19 protein-coding genes and 2 tRNA genes are annotated in these 21,241 nt (G+C 55.4%); 10 read left to right on the plus strand and 11 right to left on the minus strand.

Annotated elements, in window-relative coordinates; all coding sequences use genetic code 11:
* Positions 1-163: 163 nt before the first annotated feature.
* Positions 164-343: a type II toxin-antitoxin system RelE/ParE family toxin gene (locus tag METLA_RS23455; RefSeq protein ID WP_245598740.1), complete on the minus strand. Its 180-nt coding sequence runs from the start codon at positions 341-343 to the stop codon at positions 164-166.
* Positions 344-440: 97 nt separating this feature from the next.
* Entirely contained in the window at positions 441-689 is a 249-nt protein-coding gene (locus METLA_RS0105835) for a prevent-host-death protein (protein ID WP_024297651.1), read from the minus strand.
* Between the two features lie 314 nt (positions 690-1,003).
* Between METLA_RS0105835 and METLA_RS0105840 the strand changes: the two genes are divergently transcribed.
* Positions 1,004-1,879, plus strand: coding sequence for a DMT family transporter (locus METLA_RS0105840; RefSeq protein ID WP_024297652.1), 876 nt, complete (start codon positions 1,004-1,006; stop codon positions 1,877-1,879).
* A 74-nt stretch (positions 1,880-1,953) separates the two neighbouring features.
* The gene (locus METLA_RS0105845; protein WP_024297653.1) at positions 1,954-2,769 is read left to right on the plus strand and encodes a DUF2927 domain-containing protein; all 816 of its coding nucleotides are present in this window, start codon (positions 1,954-1,956) and stop codon (positions 2,767-2,769) included.
* A gap of 57 nt (positions 2,770-2,826) precedes the next feature.
* Here the strand turns inward: METLA_RS0105845 and METLA_RS0105850 are convergent, their stop codons facing one another.
* From METLA_RS0105850 to leuS, 5 genes are all read right to left on the minus strand, one after another.
* Complete coding sequence (locus tag METLA_RS0105850) at positions 2,827-3,159, minus strand: helix-turn-helix domain-containing protein (RefSeq protein WP_024297654.1); 333 nt, start codon at positions 3,157-3,159, stop codon at positions 2,827-2,829.
* Positions 3,160-3,545: 386 nt separating this feature from the next.
* Complete coding sequence (gene htpG, locus METLA_RS0105855; protein WP_024297655.1) at positions 3,546-5,477, minus strand: molecular chaperone HtpG; 1,932 nt, start codon at positions 5,475-5,477, stop codon at positions 3,546-3,548.
* A 134-nt stretch (positions 5,478-5,611) separates the two neighbouring features.
* Positions 5,612-6,634, minus strand: coding sequence for a DNA polymerase III subunit delta (gene holA, locus METLA_RS0105860; protein WP_024297656.1), 1,023 nt, complete (start codon positions 6,632-6,634; stop codon positions 5,612-5,614).
* A gap of 2 nt (positions 6,635-6,636) precedes the next feature.
* Positions 6,637-7,128 (minus strand): LPS-assembly lipoprotein LptE, encoded by a 492-nt coding sequence (locus METLA_RS0105865; RefSeq protein WP_024297657.1) that lies wholly within the window; start codon positions 7,126-7,128, stop codon positions 6,637-6,639.
* Positions 7,128-9,611: a leucine--tRNA ligase gene (gene leuS / locus METLA_RS0105870; protein WP_024297658.1), complete on the minus strand. Its 2,484-nt coding sequence runs from the start codon at positions 9,609-9,611 to the stop codon at positions 7,128-7,130. Before leuS ends, METLA_RS0105865 begins: the two co-directional genes overlap by 1 nt.
* Before the next feature lie 81 nt (positions 9,612-9,692).
* On the opposite strand from leuS, the gene METLA_RS0105875 reads away from it, so the two are divergent.
* The 3 genes from METLA_RS0105875 to lnt all read left to right on the plus strand — a co-directional run bounded on the left by METLA_RS0105875 (position 9,693) and on the right by lnt (position 12,865).
* Complete coding sequence (locus METLA_RS0105875) at positions 9,693-10,178, plus strand: zinc ribbon-containing protein (RefSeq protein WP_024297659.1); 486 nt, start codon at positions 9,693-9,695, stop codon at positions 10,176-10,178.
* A gap of 72 nt (positions 10,179-10,250) precedes the next feature.
* Complete coding sequence (locus tag METLA_RS0105880) at positions 10,251-11,033, plus strand: ParA family protein (RefSeq protein ID WP_024297660.1); 783 nt, start codon at positions 10,251-10,253, stop codon at positions 11,031-11,033.
* Between the two features lie 254 nt (positions 11,034-11,287).
* Entirely contained in the window at positions 11,288-12,865 is a 1,578-nt protein-coding gene (lnt, locus tag METLA_RS0105885; protein WP_024297661.1) for an apolipoprotein N-acyltransferase, read from the plus strand.
* 11 nt (positions 12,866-12,876) lie between these two features.
* Here the strand turns inward: lnt and METLA_RS0105890 are convergent, their stop codons facing one another.
* The 3 genes from METLA_RS0105890 to bamJ form a co-directional block, all read right to left on the minus strand.
* Entirely contained in the window at positions 12,877-13,146 is a 270-nt protein-coding gene (locus tag METLA_RS0105890; RefSeq protein ID WP_024297662.1) for an acylphosphatase, read from the minus strand.
* On the minus strand, positions 13,134-15,344 hold the full coding sequence (rlmKL, locus tag METLA_RS0105895; RefSeq protein WP_024297663.1) for a bifunctional 23S rRNA (guanine(2069)-N(7))-methyltransferase RlmK/23S rRNA (guanine(2445)-N(2))-methyltransferase RlmL: 2,211 nt from the start codon (positions 15,342-15,344) through the stop codon (positions 13,134-13,136). Before rlmKL ends, METLA_RS0105890 begins: the two co-directional genes overlap by 13 nt.
* Positions 15,345-15,571: 227 nt before the next feature.
* Positions 15,572-16,051 carry a BamJ family beta-barrel-assembly machinery protein gene (gene bamJ, locus METLA_RS0105900; RefSeq protein ID WP_024297664.1) on the minus strand — a complete coding sequence of 160 codons (480 nt, stop codon included), beginning with the start codon at positions 16,049-16,051 and terminating at the stop codon, positions 15,572-15,574.
* Between the two features lie 180 nt (positions 16,052-16,231).
* Here bamJ and METLA_RS0105905 point away from each other — a divergent pair, with 180 nt between their 5' ends.
* The gene (locus tag METLA_RS0105905) at positions 16,232-16,585 is read left to right on the plus strand and encodes a DMT family protein (RefSeq protein ID WP_024297665.1); all 354 of its coding nucleotides are present in this window, start codon (positions 16,232-16,234) and stop codon (positions 16,583-16,585) included.
* 78 nt (positions 16,586-16,663) lie between these two features.
* On the opposite strand, the gene METLA_RS0105910 is transcribed toward METLA_RS0105905, so the two are convergent.
* Positions 16,664-18,544 carry a multicopper oxidase family protein gene (locus tag METLA_RS0105910; RefSeq protein WP_024297666.1) on the minus strand — a complete coding sequence of 627 codons (1,881 nt, stop codon included), beginning with the start codon at positions 18,542-18,544 and terminating at the stop codon, positions 16,664-16,666.
* Positions 18,545-18,840: 296 nt separating this feature from the next.
* Here METLA_RS0105910 and ald point away from each other — a divergent pair, with 296 nt between their 5' ends.
* From ald to METLA_RS22530, 4 genes are all read left to right on the plus strand, one after another.
* The gene (ald, locus tag METLA_RS0105915) at positions 18,841-19,959 is read left to right on the plus strand and encodes an alanine dehydrogenase (protein ID WP_024297667.1); all 1,119 of its coding nucleotides are present in this window, start codon (positions 18,841-18,843) and stop codon (positions 19,957-19,959) included.
* A 146-nt stretch (positions 19,960-20,105) separates the two neighbouring features.
* Positions 20,106-20,181, plus strand: a tRNA-Lys gene (locus METLA_RS0105920).
* Between the two features lie 125 nt (positions 20,182-20,306).
* Positions 20,307-20,382, plus strand: a tRNA-Lys gene (locus METLA_RS0105925).
* Positions 20,383-20,478: 96 nt separating this feature from the next.
* Positions 20,479-21,165 carry a site-specific integrase gene (locus tag METLA_RS22530; RefSeq protein WP_161635387.1) on the plus strand — a complete coding sequence of 229 codons (687 nt, stop codon included), beginning with the start codon at positions 20,479-20,481 and terminating at the stop codon, positions 21,163-21,165.
* Positions 21,166-21,241: the final 76 nt, after the last annotated feature.

Genomic DNA, 21,241 nt, shown 5'->3' on the forward strand with positions numbered 1-21,241 from the left:
TATAGCCAATACATCCTATTCAGCGAAAGGTTCAGTCCCTTCTCCCGCCGCACCCAAAGGGCATAAAGGAGAAGGCTAGGATGAGGGGATATAAATCATGCATTTTGCCATGTTTTAAATTCCCCTCACCCAACCCTCTCCCTCTGGAGAAGGCTTGATCAGTTCATGTTTGATAAACCGCATCATGACTGCCGACATTGATCAAAATGATTTCCTTTTCGGTGATCAGCATTTCCAGGGCGATTCGATAACCGATATTGATCGATACCGAGTGCAAGGCAGCCAATTTGCCTTTCAAGGGATGCAAGCGCAGCGATGGATGATGGGGATTTTGAGACAGCAACAGCAGGGTTTTGCGATATTGCTCCTGAGTTCGGGATGCTGCCGGGCAAAGCGTTTGGCGCGTTTTTTATAGCTGTCGGTAAAAACTAAGGTGTAGCTCATTCGGTAAACAGATCAGCCACATGTTGATCCACAGACTCCTTGCTGAACCGGCCAGCGGCAATATCCTGTTGCGCCTCATACAGCGCGGCTTCCAGTTCCATTTCACGCAGATAATGGTAATGCTCGATCTTCATCACCACATAACATTCTTTCCCGCGCACCGTGATAACGGCTTCCGGCTGATTGGCAAGGTTTTCTTCCAGACAGGCGATGCCTTTGGTTTTTAATTCGTTTGCTGTAATCATGCTATGTCACCCGATTAATCGTACGATTAACTATATGATTAAATATATGATTCGTCAAATAGTCGAGTTTCATCGCATTCCAGCGTTCAAGCAAAGACGCCTAAGCCATCAGAAATTGATCGGCCTCGTTGAACAGGGACGGTTAGCGAGGCTTTAATCGCGACGTGGGCGTCGCTCCCACCTGACCCGTCCTTCTCACGGTAACGGCAGTCGCGCGCATTCTGATCGATTAAGCGGTATTTCATTTTGTGGCGATTCCCATTAGAATGCGCCCCCTTTGATCATTCAAGATTCATACACAAGGAAAATCGCTTTTGGAAATTGTTTTCGTTTTTGGCCGCTTGTTTCTGTCATCGGTATCCAACGTCTTTCAGAAACAGCTGTCGCATCAGGGCCTGCATCCGTTTTACATCGTCGCAACGACCTATGCCGTGCTGTCCGTTCTCGCCTTGCCGTTCTTTATCAATGGGACTTTTTCGCAGCTGAGCCCGTCATTCTGGATCAATGTGTTTCTGGCTTCCCTGCTCGACGTCGGCGGCTGGATGTTTATGGTGATGTCGCTATCGAAAACCGATTTGTCGGTATTCGGGCCGCTGAATGCCTACAAGGTCGTCATTTCGATGCTGTTCGCGCTCGTTTTTCTCGGCGAGATACCGACGCTGCAAGGCTTTGCCGGCGTCATGGTGATCGTCGCCGGCAGCTTTTTCTTGTTGCCGCCGGCGAACGGCGCGGCGCCAAACCGCTTCGCCACACTCCTGCAGGATCGCGGCGTGCAGGCAAGGTTTCTTTCGATCTTGCTGTTTTCGATCGGCACGGTGTTCCTGAAAGGCTCGCTCGAACATTCCACGCCGCTCGAAACCCTGATCTTCTGGTCATGGTTCGGCTTGCCTATGGTTTTGCTGGCGAATGCCTTGTTGAAAACGGAGAGGCTGACGGACAATGTCAAAAAATCGCAACCGCACCTCTTGTTGATGGCGGCGGTCGGGTTGACGGTCTTCGTGATGCAATATTTGACGCTGGTGCTGCTGTCGCAAATGCTGATAGCCTACACGCTGGCCCTGTTTCAACTCGGCATGCTGCTACAGGTATTCCTCGGCCATCGGATATTCAACGAGCCGCATCTGGCGCGCAGGCTTATCGGCAGCCTTGTGATGGTGGTGGGAAGCCTGATGGTATTGCAGCTGTACTAGCCGACGATCTACAAATTTTTCGGCCGCTCTAGATGAAAGCGTAAAATACCCCTTTCCTCCCTGACGAATGGACCATGCCGAATAAGATTTTCAGCAAAGCCAGGTTAGCGCTGTTCGGTTTAGGGCTGCTTTATCAGCTAGGCACGCCCCAGGCCCATGCGGCTCAGCGCGAGCCGTGGCAGTCGCCGGGCTATCTGCTGAAAAGCTTCATCGAGATCGCGATGTTCAACGAATATTCGAAACAGCCGGCGGGCATCCGCAAGTGGACGCGGCCGATCGACTATTTTTTTGTGCACCGGGTCGGCGATCGGGAACTGCATGAAAGGTTGGCGCGTATGCATATCGCGCAGCTGTCCGAGATTACCGGCTTGAGCATCAGGCCGGCGGCAACGCAAGCATCGGCCAATCTGCTGATCATTTTTTCGACCGAGATGCGGCTGCGGAACGAATTATTGAACGACTTCGGCATCCACTCGAAATCGCAGCGAGAGAATCTGTTCCGTCATAGCGTTTGTCTGGGGCATTTCGCCCTGGCAGGCGACGCCTCCATCGCGCGGGCGGTCGTGCTCATTCCGGTCGACCGCGCCAACGCACACGCCAAGCTGGTCGATTGCATCGTCGAAGAAATCACCCAGGTGCTTGGGGTACCGAATGATTCCGAGAAGGTGTTTCCCTCGATCTTCAACGACAAGTCGGTCAACACGCTGCTGTCCGGCCTGGATTATCTGCTGCTGAAAATGCTCTACGATCCGCGCATCAAGGCCGGCATGAGCCTCCAACGGGCGGCGCCGGTGTTGAAAACGATTGCCGATGAATTCGAGCGGGACAAGCTGATCGAAACTGCCGAAGCGATGGTCAGAACCGGGAAGTTGTACGAGTTGTTGTATTGAGGCGGCACAGCGAGCAGGCTGTAATTATTTTTATCTGCCCTATTTACCCCGCAACCATCAATACGCCAATTGTTCCAGCGTAATCCCCAATGCATCGGCCGCTTTTTGCAGGGTTGGCTTGCGCGGTCGCTTGGCCGCTTCAATTTGCGCGTAACCGGCTTGGGTTATACCCATGCGTTCGGCCATTCCGGCCTGAGTTAAATTCATATATTCGCGCCAGGCCTGCAATAGGCTGACCTCGTCCATAATGTGTCTGCCGACAACCGCATTGGGAATGGGGCCGGGAACAGTGATTCCCTGCAACTTAACGAAATCGGCATAGGGTAGGACAACAAACGCCGGTTTACCGTCGCTGCCGAGAATGGTTTGATAATTAGTATGACCGTTCATCGCGTTTTTTCACCTCTTCAATGCTAATAATCCGAACATCGCCGTCAAATTCGAAGAGCACCCGATAATTGCCAACCCTCAATCGATAGCTGTAATCGTGATTGATCAGTTTTTTAACGTTTTGACAAGCCGGGAAATCGGTTAACGCCTGCGCTTCGGTATAATGCGCCGGCGCACGGCAACCTCCTTGATTCTAGCAAGTTGTTTCAAGGCCTTAGGCTTCCAGGTTATCGAGTTCATCCACTCCTAATATAAGTCTTTTATAAGTATTGTCAATCACCATAGTAAGTCTGGTACATCGCGAGAGGAAAACGGCACCCCGGAAAACATTTCCAGCTGTCATAAAAAAGGCCGGAGAGACTCCGGCCTTTTTTGATCCTTCTCTATTAGTGCAGCAGCCCCTGCAACAAGCCGTTTAGCTTGTGCACGAACGCGGACGGATCGTCGAGCTGGCCGCCTTCGGCCAGGATAGCCTGGTCGAACAGGATATGCGTCAAATCGGCGAAGCGCGTATCGTCCTGCTCGGCTTTCAGCCGTAGTACCAAAGCATGATCGGGGTTGATTTCGAAGATCGGCTTCTTGCCGAAGCTCATATTTTGGCCGGCCTCCTTCATGATCCGCTCCATGTTCAAGCTCATGCCGTAAACGTCCGAGACCAGGCAGGCCGGGGATTCGGTCAGGCGGTGGCTGAGCCGCACTTCGCTGACTTTGTCGGCCAGTACGTCCTTGATCTGGGTCAACACCGATTCGAAATCCTTGCTAATTTCTTCCTGATGCTGCTTCTCTTCCCCGTCATCCAGTTTGCCTAAATCCAGCTGGCCTTTGGCGACCGATTGCAGATGCTTGCCGTCGAATTCGTCGAGGCTTGAGACCAGCCATTCGTCGACGCGGTCGGACAACAGCAGCACTTCGATGTCTTTCTTGCGGAAGATTTCCAGATGCGGGCTGTTCTTTGCGGCCGCGTAGCTGTCCGCGGTCACGTAGTAGATATGCTCCTGGCCTTCCTTCATCCGGCTGACATAATCTTCCAGGCTGACCGCTTGTTTGTCGCTGTCGCCCTGCGTCGAGGCGAAGCGCAGCAGCTTGGCGATGCGTTCCTTGTTCGCCTGATCCTCGATCGGGCCTTCCTTGATCACCGCACCGAACTCGGTCCAGAATTTTTCGTATTTTTCCGGCTCGTTCTTCGCCACGCCTTCCAGCATGCCGAGCACCTTCTTGACCGCGCCGGATTTGATCGTGCTGATCTGCTTGCTTTGTTGCAGAATTTCACGCGAGACGTTCAGCGGCAGCGAATTCGCGTCGATTACGCCCTTGATGAAGCGCAGATAGCGCGGCATCAATTGTTCGGCGTCATCGGTGATGAAGACCTTGCGGATGTACAGCTTGACGCCATGCTTGTTGTCCCGGTCCCACAGGTCGAACGGCGCGCGCGACGGTACGTACAACAACAAAGTATATTCATTCGTGCCCTCGACCTTGCTGTGCACATAGGTCAAAGGGTCCTGGAAGTCGTGGCCGACGTGTTTGTAGAACTGGTTGTAATCGTCCTCGCTGATGTCCTGGCGCGACTTGGTCCATAAGGCCGATGCGCTGTTGACGGTTTCTTCCTCGACTTGCGCGGCCGGCTTTTCGGCCTCTTCATTGCCTTCTTCATCGTAGGAAGGCTGGGCTTCCTTGTCCATCACGATCGGCAGGGAGATATGGTCGGAGAATTTCCGGACGATCGAGCGAATGCGGTAGCCGTCCAGGAATTCGCTCTCGGATTCTTTCAGGTGCAGCGTGATTTCGGTGCCGCGCGTGGCTTTTTCGACCGATTCGAGCGTATAGTCGCCCTCGCCTGCCGATTCCCAGCGCACGCCTTCGCTCGCCGGCGCGCCGGCCTTGCGGGTAACCAGAGTCACTTTGTCCGCGACGATGAAGGCCGAATAGAAGCCGACACCGAACTGGCCGATCAGTTCGCTATCCTTGGCTTGGTCGCCGGTCAAGGCGTCGAAAAACTGCTTGGTGCCGGACTTCGCGATCGTGCCGATATGTTCCTGCACTTCCGCGCGGGTCATGCCGATGCCGTTGTCGATCACCTTGATCGTGCGGTTGTCCTGGTCGAATTCGAGGCGGATTTTGAGGTTGCTGTCGCCTTCGTACAGGCTTTCGTCGGACAGGGCCAGAAAGCGCAGCTTGTCGGACGCATCGGAGGCATTCGAGATCAGTTCGCGCAGGAAGATTTCCTTGTTGCTGTACAAGGAATGGATCATCAAATGCAACAAATGTTTGACTTCGGTTTCAAAACCCAGCGTTTGTTTTTTTGCTTCTACTGTCATGTGTGCTCGTTCCGGTTAGAAAGAATGGATGAGCACTGAACTGGGGACCGGGGATTTGTTTTTCAAGTCCCCTTTCGATAACGCGTGATCGGATGCGGCGATTTTCTGTCCCACCAAGAGGAGGGAGGGATTTCCTACTGTTTTAGAGCGGCGACCGAAGTAAACTGCAAACAAACCTGCAACAAGGTGTGCCAAGGATCGCCCGGCTGTTGCCCCTTGATCTCGCGATCGGCTTTGGCGCTGATGATCAGGATGCGATGCAAGGCCGCTTCGGTCAACCGATCCAGCGCCTGTGCGACCAGCGCCTTGCGCTTGTCCCAGATTTGCTGGGCCTGCATCGCGGCGTCCCGGTTTTTGCCGGAAGCCAGATCCTGCTTGAGTTTGCACAGCGTGCGCGCCTCGCGGGTGATCGCCCAGAGCACGACCGGCGCGGCGACATCTTCGTCCTTCAGTCCGGCCAGGATCTTGGTAATTCTGCCCGGATTGCCGGCCAACAAACTGTCGGCCAATTTGAAAACGTCATAGCGCGAACTGTCCGCGACCGCATCGGCGATCTTGGCGGTATCCAGGAAGCCTGCGCCGTAGAGGATATAGAGCTTTTCGATTTCCTGGGCGGCGGCCAGCAAGTTGCCTTCGATTCGGGCGGCCAGCAACTTCAAGCCGTCCTTGTCGGCGCTGATGCCGCGCTGCTGCAAACGCTGTTGCAGCCAGCGCAGCAGATCTTCGCCTTCGAGCGGCCAGACCTGAATGAAGACGCCGACGCGCTCCAGAGCCTGAAACCAGCGCGTTTTCAGGGAGGCTGACGCGAGCTTACCGGTCGAGATCAACAGCAGGGTATCTTCCGGCAAGCGCTCGCAATAGGCGGTCAGGACTTTTGCGCCTTCAGTGCCGGGCGCCGCGGAAGGCAGCCTCAGATCGATCACTTTCTTGTCCGCAAACAGCGAGGTCGCATAGGCGGCCGCCGGCAAGTCATGCCAGGAAAAACCGCTATCCGGCGAAAAAATCTCCCGCTCCAGATAACCGGCTTCCTGGGCCGCCTTGCGAATCGCGTCGGTAATTTCGGCGATTTGCTGCGGCTCATCGCCGCTGACCAGATAGACCGGCGCGAGGGGTTTATTGCGTAAATGCTGCGCCGTTTGTTCCGGCTTCAGGCGCATCGTTATTTGGCGCTCGCCTGAACTTGCGTCTTGGCGCGTTCGAGGATCGTGCGCACGGCCTGCTGGTACATTTCCCGAACGATCACTCTTTCTTCGTTATTTTTCGCGAGAATGTCCTGCTGGTCATTGAAATATTCACGGATGATCTGAATCGGCTTGCCTGCCGACAACTGGGCATTGCCGGCGCCGACCAGTTGAAAGTCCAGATGGTAACCCAATTCAAATTCATTGGAGCGGCCGCTAAAATTCAGCGATACGGTCCGGCGCTTGAATTTCTCCTCCACCACCTTGACCTGCAAATCCGCCTCTTTCGCTTTTTTGACCAAGCGCGCGGATGACAGCTTCAAGACTTCGTCGAAGCCATCGCGCAGGGGGCCCGAGGCCCCTTCCAGATAGATTTTCTTGAATTTGGCAGTCGTATGACCGGCGCCGCGCAAATGGTAACCGCAGGCGCTCAGCCAACAAGCCAGGAAGATAATGAATAGCTTCTTCATTAAATGACGATGTTCACCAGTTTTTTCGGCACCACGATGATTTTCTTGATCGCCTGCCCTTCCAATAAACGCGCGATATGCTCGTCGCCGAGCGCCAACGCTTCGATGTCTTGATTCGAAGCGGCCGCGGCCACCGAAATTTTGCCGCGCAATTTGCCGTTGATCTGCACGACCAATTCCAGCGTATCCTGCGCCAAAGCCGATTGATCGACGGCCGGCCAGGCCGCTCTGATCAGCGCATCGGTGCGCCCCAAATCCTGCCAGAGCTGGTGGCAGACATGCGGCACGATCGGCGACAACATCAACACGACCGCTTCGAGCGCTTCCTGAAGCAGCGCGCGCGCATTGTCCGAGTCGTCGCTGAACTTGTACAAATGATTGACCAGCTCCATGTTCGCCGCGATCGCGGTATTGAAAGTGAAGCGGCGGCCGAAATCATCGCTGACTTTCACTATCGTCTGATGCAGTTGGCGGCGCAAATCGGCCTGTTCCTTGGTCAGATTGGCCTTGTCGAGCGCCTTGACCGGGCGATCCGACTCGACATGTTGATAGACCAGCTTCCACAGCCGTTTCAGGAAGCGGAATGCGCCTTCGACGCCGCTGTCGGACCATTCGAGCGACTGCTCGGGCGGCGCCGCGAACATGATGAACAGACGCACCGTATCGGCGCCGTATTGATCGATCAGCGCCTGCGGATCGACCGTGTTGCCTTTCGACTTGGACATCTTGCTGCCGTCTTTCAGCACCATGCCCTGGGTCAGGAGATTCTTGAACGGCTCGTCGGCGACGGTCAAGCCTTCATCGCGCAGCAGCTTGGTATAGAAGCGCGCATAGAGCAGATGCAGGATCGCATGTTCGATGCCGCCGATGTAATGATCGACCGGCAGCCAGTGATTCGCGCGCGCATCGAGCATCGTCTCGCCGTCGTTGCAGGTGAACCTCGCGAAATACCAGGACGATTCCATGAAGGTATCGAAGGTATCGGTCTCGCGCCGGGCCGCCTTGCCGCAGCAAGGGCAAGTCGTCTTCGAGAAGGTCGGATGCGCCACCAGCGGCGACTGCGAGCCGTCCAGCACCACATCGCGCGGCAGTTCGACCGGCAGGTCTTTCTCGGGCACCGGCACCGTGCCGCAAGCGTCGCAATAGATCACCGGAATCGGCGCGCCCCAGTAACGCTGACGCGAAACGCCCCAGTCGCGGAGCCTGAAGCGCACATGCTTGTCGCCGAGGTCTTTAGCGTTCAGATCGGCGGCGATTGCATCGATCGCCTGTTTGTGGCTCAGGCCGTCGTATTTGCCGCTGTTGATCAGCACCATCGAGTCTTCTTTCGACCCATACCATTCCTGCCAGCCTATCGTATCGAAAGGCTTGTCGTCTTTGCCCGGCGCGTTATTCTCCAGCACCTGGATGGTCGTCAGATTGTATTTTTGCGCGAAATGGAAATCGCGCTCGTCATGCGCCGGCACCGCCATCACCGCGCCTTCGCCGTAACTCATCAATACGTAGTTGCCGACCCAGACCGGCACCTGCGCGCCGGTCAAAGGATGCGTGACCCGGATGCCGGTCGGCATGCCTTTCTTTTCGATCGTCGCCAAATCGGCTTCGGCAGTCCCGGTCTGCTCGCATTCGTGAATGAACGCGGCGAGTTCCGGATTAGTCTTGGCCGCATGCGCCGCCAAGGGATGTTCGGGCGCGACCGCGCAGAAGGTCACGCCCATGATCGTGTCGGCGCGGGTCGTATAGACCCACAGTAACTCCTGTTTGCCGTCCAGCTCGTAAGGAAACGCGAAACGCACGCCGTAGCTCTTGCCGATCCAGTTCGCCTGCATCGTCTTGACCTGCTCCGGCCAGCCGTCGAGCGTGTCGAGCGCGGCCAGGAGTTCATCCGCATAGTCGGTGATCTTCAAAAACCACTGCGCGATTTCCTTGCGTTCGACCTGGGTGTCGCAGCGCCAGCAGCAGCCGTCGATCACCTGCTCGTTCGCGAGCACGGTCATGTCGTTCGGACACCAGTTGACCGGCGCGGTCTTCTTATAAACCAGGCCTTTTTCGAGCAATTTCAGGAAAAACCATTGCTCCCAGCGGTAATAGGACGGGTCACAGGTCGCGATTTCGCGCTTCCAGTCGTAACCGAAACCGAGCCGCTGCAACTGGCCCTTCATATAGGCGATATTTTCGTAGGTCCAGTCGGCCGGATGCACGCCGTGCTGCATCGCCGCATTCTCTGCCGGCAGGCCGAATGCGTCCCAGCCCATCGGCTGCAACACGTTCTTGCCGAGCATGCGCTGATAGCGGCTGATCACGTCGCCGATGGTATAGTTACGAACATGCCCCATGTGTAATTTACCGCTGGGATAGGGGAACATCGACAGGCAATAATACTTTTCTTTCGGGGAGGTTTCGGACACGTTGAATACGCCCGTCTCTTCCCAGATTTGTTGCACTTCTTGCTCTATAACCAACGGCTTGTAATTTTCTTGCATCCTTCTCGTCTTTTGTCGGTCAAAAGCGTTAGAATACCACAGTTGCTCGAATCGAGAGCGTCATTTTCAGGAGAGGTAAGTATGAATAAAAACAAATGGGTCGCCGCTTATAACGACATCGTGAAGCACCTGTACGAAACGATGGACGAGGCCCTGCACACGCTCGGCGAAGCACTCGAGATTTCGACCGAAAAAGCCGGAAAAACCAGCGATTTGAGCAAGGAAGACCTGGACAAGGTGTCGGGCTACGTCAAACGCGATGTTGAAAGCGCCGCGCACGGCCTGACCGAGAAAAGCGACGATGAATCGCTGTCCGAATGGTTCAAGTTCGATATCGAGCTAATCGAAGACTTTACGCTCGACGCGTTCTTGAGCGTCGCGGATAAGACCCGCATCCAGTTGGCCGAGATCGAAGAACACGCGAAGATCCACAAATACCAGAGCGGCGAAATCACGATCCCCGGCACCTTCATCTGCGACAACTGCGGCAAGGAAATCGCTTTTAAAGAGACTAGCGAAATTCCGGTATGCCCGCAATGCAAAGCAACCACATTTGTGCGCATGTAAGTTAAGCGAAACCCTTAGCTTTTGTATTATAATAGGGTTTTAGCCAGCGGATTTCACGGAGCATAACTAAAAATGCGCAGAGTCATTTTCAATCAAAAAGGCGGCGTCGGCAAATCAACGATCACTTGCAATCTTGCCGCCATCAGCGCCGTCGAAGGCAAACGCACCTTGGTGATCGACCTCGACGTTCAGGGCAATTCGACGCAATACCTGATGGGTCAAAAGGTCGCCGAAAGCGGAAAAACGCTGGCGCAGTTTTTCAAGGACACCCTGAGCCTGTCGCTGTTCGGCGGCGGCTCGGGTTCCGGCCTGGAAAGCTTCATTCATGAAACGCCGTTCCCGAATCTTTACGTGGTGCCTTCGCATCCCGAACTGGAGTCCCTGCAAAGCAAACTCGAATCGCGCTTCAAGATTTTCAAGCTGAAGGAAGCGCTGGAAAGTCTGCAAGGATTCGACCAGATCTATATGGACACGCCGCCGGTGTTGAACTTTTACAGCCAGTCGGCGCTGATCGCGGCGGACAAATGCCTGATTCCGTTCGACTGCGACACCTTCTCGCGCGAGTCGTTGTTGACCCTGATGAACACGATCCGCGAAGTGAAGGCCGATCACAACCAGCATCTCGAAATCGAAGGCATCGTGGTCAACCAGTTCCAGAGACAGGCGAACCTGCCGCGCCAGCTGGTCGATCAATTGATCGCCGAAGGCTTGCCGGTGCTCGCCGCGATGATTTCGCCTTCGATCAAGGTCCGCGAATCGCACAGCCAGGCGCAGCCGTTGATCCATTATGTGCCGAGCCACAAACTGACCGAGGAATTCCGGGCGCTGCATTCCGAGATTCACGGGGATTCTTAATTCCCCATCCGTCGCGGGCCGGGATTTAAATCCCGCCTGCCCGCTTCACCCTCAATACAAGCCGTAGGCCTTCGCTGCGCGGATTGTCTCAGCCGGCCGCGATCGTTTTCAACGCCCCAGCACCCCAGCCGCAGGCTCGTCTTCGCCTTCAGACGCGGATCATCCTCAGCGTCAGCTAATCCAGACCGCACAGAGTAAAAATATTCTGTACAATACCGGCGCCTAAACCCCAGCCTGGAAACTCAGTCACCTCTATGAAGAATCTCATCGCAGAACGCCTCACGCCCTGGCAGCTGCCCGTACTGTCCGGCATTTTGATCGGCACCAGTTACATCCCGTTCCCGCCCTGGGCCGCGCTGTTTTGTTTCGTGCCGTTGTGGCTGTTCTGGAACCGGCAAACCCGGCTCAAACATGTTTTCCTCGGCGGCTTGCTGACTTCGTTCGTCTTCACGCTGATCGGCTTCAACTGGGTCACCTATACGCTGCACGAATTCGCGCATCTGCCCTGGCCCCTGGCCGTCGTCGGCATGATCCTGTATGCCTTGCTCGCACATTTGTTCGTGCCGCTTGCGGGGATGCTCTGGTTTTGGGGCAGAAGCCGGTTTGCCTGGAACGACAGACTTTCGCTCGCGCTGATGGCGATGATCACGGTGCTGTGCGAGGCCTACTCGCTGACCCTGTTCGACTGGAATTTCGGTTATTCATGGTACGGCGCGGGCGCGCCGATTTTTCATTGGGCCGAAATCATCGGCTTCAAGGGGATCAGCGCGCTGACGCTGCTCGCGAACCTGCCGCTGTATTGGGCCTGGGTGCGGCGCCGGGAGATTCGCGGCAAGATGCTGCTGGCATCGGTCAGCGTGGTGTTTGCGCTGCTGAATTTCGGCGGCTTGTGGCTGAAAAATCGCCTCCCGGAGCCCGATGCGTCGCTCAATGCGCTGCTGGTGCAGGCCAGCATCGAAAACTCGGAAAAGCTGGCCGCCGAACTCGGCAAGGGCTTTCGCCAGGAAATTTTCAAACGCTACATCACGTTGACCGATCAGGCGCTGGAAGCGCATAAGGACAAAAAGATCGATATGGCTTTATGGCCGGAGACCGCGTTTCCGGCGATCCTCGGACCCGAATTCATCGATCAGGAGTACCCGTCCGCGTTGCGAGCATACCTACATGAACGGCAGTTGCCCTTGATTACCGGCGCTTACGGCTATGACCTACTCAAGCGGCTGCCGACCAATTCGCTGTTCGTGCTGGACAAGGACGGCGAACTGTTGCCGGCGCATTACAGCAAGACGATATTGCTCGCGTTCGGCGAATACATTCCGGGCGAGGAAACGTTTCCGCAAATCCGGCAATGGCTGCCCGAAACCGGGCAGTTTGCGCGCGGCAAGGGCCCCAGCGAATTATTGACTTGGAACGGCTTCAAGATCGGCGCGCAAATCTGCTACGAAAGCCTGTTCCCCGAATTTTCGCGCGAACTGGCCGGCCACGGCGCGGAGTTTATCGTGAATGCGACGAACGATTCCTGGTACGGCGCCTGGCAGGAGCCTTATCAGCATATGTACATGACGATGGCGCGCGGCGTCGAATTCCGGATTCCGGTGCTGCGGGTCACCAATACCGGCATTTCGACCGTCTCGCTGGCTTCGGGCGAGATTCTCGAGCGTTCGCCGATCTATCGTCCGTGGAGCGGCTTGTATGAAGTCCGTTACCGGAAAAATCCCGAGCCGACCTTTTATCAACGGGGGTTTTGGCTGGTCCCTGTCCTGCTCTGGTCGTCGCTAGCGGTCTTGTTGGTCGTGGGCTGGTTTTCCAGGAACAGACATCCTGACCGGTAAAACCGGCAGGCTTAGATGATATCGAAAGCCGTGTAAGACAATTCCGGTTCGAGCTCGGTCACCTCGATGCTGTCCACACGCGCGGTGACCGGGCCCTTGCTGCACCATTTGACGAATTTATCGATCATCAGATGCTCGGCCTCGGCATAGATTTCGACCCGGCCGTCCGGTAGATTCCGCACGGTACCGAGGATCGCCAGATGCTTGGCCTTGTTCTGAGTAAAAAGCCTGAAATAAACACCCTGCACGCGGCCGGAAACCACGATTTTTACTCTGCGCATGTTTTTTGTATTCTCCAACAGTAATGGATTTTCGGATTGCGGGAAAAATCTTCCGGGACGGTCGCCGCGCTGATGTCTTCAATCCGCAAATCGGACAGGGCCTGATGATCCATTTTAAAGCGCCGGAAGTTGGTCGAAAAATAGAGTACGCCGCTTGGCGCCAAAAGGCTGGCGGCGTGGGCGATCAATTGTACATGGTCTTGCTGAATGTCAAAAACATCTTCCATCCGTTTTGAATTCGAAAAGGTCGGCGGGTCGAGAAAGATCAGATCGTATTGCCGGCAATACGGTTGCGCAGCTTCCTGCGCCAGCCATTCGAGGCAGTCGGCTTGTATCAATTCGTGCGCGCCCTCGATCCGGTTCAGCGCCAGATTCCGCTTCGCCCAGTTCACATAGGTGTTCGACATATCGACCGTGGTGGTCGCAATAGCGCCTCCCTTCGCCGCATGCACGGTCGCGCTGCCGGTATAGGCGAACAGATTCAGAAAACGTTTGTCTTTCGCCTCTTTTTGAATCCGGAGGCGGAGCGGCCGGTGATCGAGAAACAGGCCGGTATCGAGATAATCCTCGAAATTGACCCAAAACTTGCAGCCGCCTTCCTCGACGACATGAAATTGACCGGCCTCGCCGTGTTTCTCGTACTGGTCGGTATTTTTTTGCTTGCGGCGAATTTTCAGAAACACGTTTGCCTTGGGGATGCCGAGCACCTTCGGGATTTCCGCGAGTACGCCGGCCAGCCGGCGGTCGGCCTTGAAAGGATCGACGCTCTTCGGCGGTTCGTATTCCTGCACATTGACCCAGGTTTCTTCGCCCTGATAGATATCGATCGCGACCGCGAATTCGGGCAGGTCCGCGTCATAGACGCGGTAGCAGGTCACCTGGTTTTGCTTCGCCCATTTCGCGAGTTTTTTCAGGTTCTTTTGCAGCCGGTTCGCAAACATGTCGGCGCCGACAGCCTCTTCCGCGGGTTGCTGGCTGCCTTCGACCGCGCGGCTGATGCGCTCCTCCGGCGTCTTCGCCTTCGGGGTGAAAAACGCCGCGGGCTCGATGCTGAAACGCAGCAGTTTGCATTCGAGGGCGCCGTTATACAAGGTGACCGGTTTTTGCGAACGGATGCCGAGACGGAAACCCAGTTCCGGATCGCTGATGATCAGCGCGGCCTTCCAGCCGGTAAATCGGGCTTTCAAAATCTCGCCGAAGCGCTGGTACAGGTCGGCGGTTTCCTGGGTGTCACCGAGCCGTTCGCCATACGGAGGATTGCAGATCACCAGTCCCGGCGGCCAACTCGCGGCCGCTTCGGCATCGGCAATATCGCGGCGTTCGACATGGATTTTATGTTGCAGACCGGCATTCGCGATATGCGCCAAAGCCGCATTGACCGACTGGCGGTCGAGGTCGAAACCGGCGATGACCGGAATCTTGTCCATGCCGGCCAGTTTACGCTGGCGGGCGTCTTCGCGGATCGCCAGCCAAACTTCCTCATCGTGCCGTTTCCAGCCGAGAAACCCGTAATAATCCCGCAGCAGGCCGGGCGCGAAATCGCCCGCGATCATCGCCGCCTCGATCAACAGCGTGCCGGAGCCGCACATCGGATCGATCAGGGTACCGCCGGCTTTTGCGATGTTCGGCCAGCCGCTTTTCAACAGCATCGCGGCGGCCAGATTTTCCTTGATCGGCGCCTGAATCGTGATGTCGCGGTAACCGCGGCGGTGCAGGCTTTCGCCGGACAAATCGAGACTCAATTGCGCGCTTTGGCCCAGCAAATGCACATTGACCCGGATGTCGGGCCGTTCAATCTCAATATTCGGACGCTTCTGAAACTTCGCGCGCATCTGATCGACGATCGCATCCTTGACCTTCAAGGCGCCGAAATGCGAATGCGTGATCACCTCTGAATTCTTCGCGCTAAAGGTCACCGCAAAGCTATCTTCCGGACCCATGTGCTCGAACCAGTTGATTTTTTTGACGCCGTCATAAAGATCATCCTGGGTTTTGACCTCGAATGTGCTTAACAACAGCAGAATACGGTTCGCGGTTCTGGACCACAGGCAGACCCGGTAAGCCGTCGCCAGATCACCCTCGAAGGCGACGCCGGCGAGCGCGGGCTTGATATTTTCCGCGCCGAGTTGTGTCAGTTCTTCGCAAAGAACGGCTTCCATCGCCTTCGGAGTCGTGGCGAAAAACTGGTAGTGGGGCATGTTTTAAAAGAATGGGGAGTCAGGCTAAAGCGGGTATTTTACGCCGGATAGGCTGGGTTAGCATAGCACTAACCCATCATGGAGAAGAATCATGGTTCCCACGCTCTGTGGGAACCCGGCTAAGGGCGCTCTGCGTCCCGAACCGCGTAACGGTTTAGAACGCGCGACCCATCGCCTAGCAGGGGAACGCTAGGCCTGTATGCCGGAAATTTATTGCAACCCGGCCTTTATTGAATTTTGATCAGTTCGACATCGAAAATCAGCGCTTCGTTCGGACCGATGGGACCTGCGCCGCGTTCGCCGTAAGCCAGTTCGGATGGAATATAAAGACGATATTTAGCGCCTTCAGTCATTAATTGTACGCCCTCGGTCCAGCCCGGAATCACGCCATTCAAAGGAAAAGTGATCGGCTCGCCGCGGCTATAAGAACTGTCAAACTCTTTGCCGTCGATCGTCGTGCCCTTGTAATGCACGGTCACGTTGTCGGTCGCCGAAGGAGAAGCCGTACCGCTACCCTTGGTCAATACTTCATACTGCAAACCGCTTTTGGTCGTCACTATATTCGGCTTTTTGCCGTTTTGAGCCAGGAAAGCCGCGCTTTCGGCCTTTTTTTCTGCCGGTGTGGTCGCATTGGCCAAGGAAACAATCGTTAAACCGACAAGAACCACAGTCACAAATGAAATGATTTGAGTTTGAAGTTTACCCACGGTATCTCCTTTGAAATTATTATTGAAGCCTATAGTGTAACAAAAAAAAAGCCCGGTGGATCGCCTGCAACCCCATTGTTCCTGCGGCAATTTGTCCCACCCCCGCGCAGTAATATCGATTATCTCGCCATTTTCGGCTTCTGGTAAAATAGTAATATTCAAACCACATAATCCCCGGATATGTCGATTCCCATTGTAACGACCGTCAGCCTGCTCTTGTGCAGCAATGTTTTCATGACTTTCGCCTGGTATGCGCACCTGAAGAATCTCGGCAACAAGCCATGGATCATCGCCGCGCTGCTCAGTTGGGGGATTGCGCTGTTCGAATACCTGCTGCAGGTGCCGGCCAACCGTATCGGCTACACCCAACTGTCGCTAGGCCAGTTGAAAATCATTCAGGAAGTGGTGACGCTCTCGGTCTTTGTGCCCTTCTCGCTGCTCTACATGAAGGAGCCGTTGAAACTGGATTACCTCTGGGCCGGACTGTGTTTGCTCGGCGCGGTGTATTTCATGTTTCGGGGAAATCAGACATAAAACGCCATCGAGGCGTTTGCCGGCGCCTCTTCGGAAGGGTCAGGCCGCGAAGCGCGCGGCCTGACCTATCAAGCGGATTTATTCGACTAGAAAATCGCGCATCATGCCCATATCTTCGTGTTCGAGGTTATGGCAGTGATACATGAACAGGCCCTTGAAATCCTGGAACGGCTTGATGATGCGGACCGTTTCACCGGGCATCACCAGGACGGTGTCTTTTAGGCCATTCTCAATAAAGCCGTGGCGCACGCTTTCGTAGTCCTCCTCATTGCCGGCGGCCATGCTGCGGCTGACGATCTGGAACGACTGTCCGTGCAGATGGATCGGATGCGCCATGCTCATCATCATGCCCATGCCTCCCATACCGCCCCCCATACCGCCGTGTTCGCCGCCACCCGGCTCGCCGCCGCCGTGCATGCCTCCCATCATGCCCATGCCTCCGCCTCCCTCGCCGCCGCCATGCATGCCCATACCGCCCATCATCCCCATGCCGCGCCCCCCCATGCCCATGCCGCCGTGCTGCATGCCGCCGCTTTGCTCTGACCCCTGATGTTCCTTGTTCTCGTCGGAGGCTTTGCCGCCATGCCCGCCGCCTTCGCCATGCGCATGAAAGATCTCCATCAATTGCACCGTGTTCAGGCGGATGCGTTCGTTCGGCTGCACGTCGTCGAACGCATACGGCCGGCCGTTCAGCAGCATCGCCATGTGGCCTTCCGAAATGCCGATCGGCACCGGCTTATTCGCATTCGCGGTATCTTCAACTTTATACCAGTTGATCTTCGATAATTGCTTCGGCAGGGCCGGGCTGTCGCTGACCTTGCGTTTGACCCGCGCGGTAAAGATCGGATAATCGCTGCCGACCGGCAAAGCCAATTGGTGCATCATGCCGCCCATCATCCCCATCTGGTGACCGCCGCCCATACCGCCCATACCGCCCTGCATCCGTGCGGCCATTTTCGGCAGCACCCCGGAAAACGGCAGACTGCGCATCACCAGCTGCGAGCCGACCGCGCGGCCCGTGAAATCGACCCAGACATCCAGGCGCTCGCCCGGCGCCAGCATCACATAAGGCTTGTTTTCCGGCGCCTCCAGCAAGCCGCCGTCGACTCCGAGCACGGTGATCGGCGTGCCGTCGTCCCAGCCGAGTTTGTAGATCCGCGCGGTCGAACCGTTCAGAAAGCGCAGGCGGTAAGCGCGGCTATCCACGTCGATCGTAAAATCGGGGCGTCCGTTGACCAGGACCCGGTCGCCGTAATATCCCATCATCCGGTCGTGCATGCCGTGCATGCCGGCCACATACACCAATTGATTCTGGTCGTCAAAGCGGCGGTCCTGAATCACGATCGGAATTTCATATTCTCCGGACGGCAATCCGAGCGCCGCCTCCTCGCCGTCATGCACGAACAACGCGCCGGCCAAGCCGTGATAAACCTGCTTGGCGGTGATCTCATGCGGATGCGGATGGTAGATATTCATGCTGGCCCGATTCAGCATTTCAAATTCGTAGACGAAGGTTTGGCCGGGATCGATCGTGTAACGCGGATGGCCGTCCATTTCGGCCGGCACATGCAGGCCGTGCCAATGCGTGATGGTCGGCTCGGCCAGTTTATTGTGCAGATGAATGCGGACCTTCTGGCCTTTCTGCAAATGAATCAAGGGCCCCAGATAGGAGTTCGGAATCTCGACCAGCGACCCCTCCGGCCCCTTGAGCAGATTGCCGGTATATTGCTGCACTTGGGTGGATTTGCCCGGCAGAATCGGCACCGAGACGGAACGACAATTTAACTCGAATTCGACATCCGGCTTAAAATTCGGCGACGCCTTGTTCGGCGCCAGTTTCGGCATGGCCTGCATGCCCTCCATCGCGCGCAGCATCGCCGGCATGCCGGCAAACGCCAGCAAGCCCAGGCTCGATTGCGTTAAAAAACGGCGGCGGCTGTAATGGTTGCTCTTCGGCATAAATCCTCCTCAAACCTTGTTATTATTAAAACCCTGATCAGTATAGGGATTGGCATCGAGTTTATATTAGAGTTTAGTAATACTCAAGCATAAAACCCTAGCCAGATGATGCATTGTCATTATACGGCGAGATAACGGAAGTGTTGATGACATCCTGCATGTTTCGTCCTAACGGCAAATCGAAAAGTTCATTAAAGGAAGACGGCTACACGATCGCAAAATGCCTGGCAGATTTTATTGTTCGCCTCTGGTAATCATGCTATTTTTAAAATCAACCTTCCTCACGGATTTCAAATATGCTGATCGGACTGCCCAAAGAAATAAAAGACAACGAGTACAGAGCGGGCCTGACTCCCGGCGCGGTCAGCGCGTTAACCCGGCAGGGCCATCGCATCAAGGTGCAGAGCGGCGCCGGCATCGGCAGTTCGTTCACCGACCTCGAATATCTGTCCGCCGGCGCGGAAATCGTGATGCACGCGGAAGAAGCCTGGGCCGCGGACTTGGTCGTCAAGGTCAAGGAGCCGATCGAGACGGAATACCGCTATCTGAATAAAGATACGATTCTCTTCACCTACCTGCATTTGGCCTCTAACCGGACCCTGACCGAGGTCCTGTTAAAGAGCGGCAGCACCGGCATCGCCTATGAAACGGTACAAATGCCCGACGGCAAGCTGCCCTTGTTGACGCCGATGAGCGAGGTCGCCGGGCGCATGGCGGTCCAGGCCGGCGCGACCTATCTGCAAAAAAACCACGGCGGCCGTGGCATCCTGATGTCCGGCATTCCAGGGGTCCCGCCCGCCAGCGTCGTGATTCTCGGCGCCGGCATCGCCGGCTCGAATGCGGCACGGGTCGCGGTCGGCTTCGGCGCCGCGGTCACCGTGCTCGACGTGAGCTATGAGCGCCTGAAAACGCTGGACGATATTTACCGGGGACAGCTGCAGACCCGCATCAGCAACGCCTACACGATCGAGGAGGCGGTCTATGAGGCCGATCTGGTGATCGGCGCGGTGTTGATTCCGGGCGCCAAGGCTCCCTGGCTGGTGCGGGCCGACATGCTGAAAAACATGCGCCCAGGCGCGGTAATCGTCGATATCTCGATCGACCAGGGCGGCTGCGTCGAAACCGCGCACCCGACCACCCACAGCGAGCCGACCTACACCGTCGACGGCATCGTGCATTATTGCGTCGCCAACATGCCCGGCGCGGTTCCGCGCACCAGCACCCTGGCACTGAACAACGCCACCCTGCCCTACGTGCTGAACCTGGCCAACGAAGGTCTGGACGCGCTCCGCCGCAACAATGCGCTGCAACTTGGCCTGAATACCCATCGAGGGCAGTTAACCAACACGGCCGTAGCCGAATCATTGGCGCTTGACTCCATCTCCCCCTTGCAAGCCTTGTCGACCAACGCCTGATAAATCTTTACGGCCCGGCGGACAATGTTTTTTTATTATCAATGACTTTTACGAGACAAGCTCTAAAAAACAGCATTTTCTTAGATCTAAAGACAAAAAGGTCTTGCCAAAGACCAAAATTCACCCTATAATTCTATTTCTTTGTTGGGTCGTTAGCTCAGTCGGTAGAGCATCGCACTTTTAATGCGGTTGTCCCGGGTTCGAATCCCGGACGACCCACCAACTAAATTACAAAAAAATCAAGGGCTTAGATTTAACTGACAGCCCTTTTTTTATGTCAGAAATTTTTCATCGCTGACAATTTGCTGATTTCGTAAAATCCCCCTTATAAAACCGATTTCTTTGTTGGGTCGTTAGCTCAGTCGGTAGAGCATCGCACTTTTAATGCGGTTGTCCCGGGTTCGAATCCCGGACGACCCACCAACTTAAAACTTTGATAGTAAAGGGTTTTCAAGGATAGAAAAGCCTCAGTAACTGTGTACTAAAAACCATCGACTACAGTGATTTTATTAAGTAGTCTTGTTTTTAACCTCAATCGCGAGGAAGCACAGATGCTCAATTTCCACATCATCAAGGTTAACCTCAAAAACGGCGAAACCCGTTACCGCACCATCCTTACCAAATCCGGTAAGGGAATCAAGACCAAAACCTTCAGACGCAAACCAGATGCCCGCACTTGGGGCACTCGTTCTGTGCTTAAAAATCAAGAATACGAAGCCAAAGGCATTCGCCCCTGCACTATCCCTTTTGATCGTCTTGCCGATGAAGGCATGGTGGACAGGCAAGGGCCATGGTCGCGCGCCCTTAGTGAAATGGTGGGGCGATCAATTCGGCAAAACCTTGCTGCCAGAGATCACACCCGACGAAATCCGCGCCAAACTCAAAACCCATCGTTCAAAAGCCGCCGCGACTTACAATCGCTATCTAGCTATCTTATCCTCAATTCTCGACTTTGCTACGCGTCAGCAAGAGGATGACACAATAAGCGAACAATACATTGACGAAAACCCCTGCAAAAAAGTCCGTTCGCAAATGCTGAACAACAAGATTGTACGTTATTTGTCCGATGAGGAAAAACCGCGACTGCTTCGCGCCGCGCAAACAATAGGCGGCAAATTCTATCTGAAAGTGCTGATGGCGTTGACGACCGGCATGCGGAAAGGCGGGATGGATCAACTGCGCTGGTGCGCATTTTTGCAGCTTTAGGCACATCGTTTAAATCGAGCTATTAACAAAATTAGGCAGACAAGCAGCTTTAGCTGCAAAATATGTACTTATGGAT

Origin of the sequence: Methylomicrobium lacus LW14, from assembly GCF_000527095.1 — a bacterium.
GTDB classification, from domain to species: domain Bacteria; phylum Pseudomonadota; class Gammaproteobacteria; order Methylococcales; family Methylomonadaceae; genus Methylomicrobium; species Methylomicrobium lacus.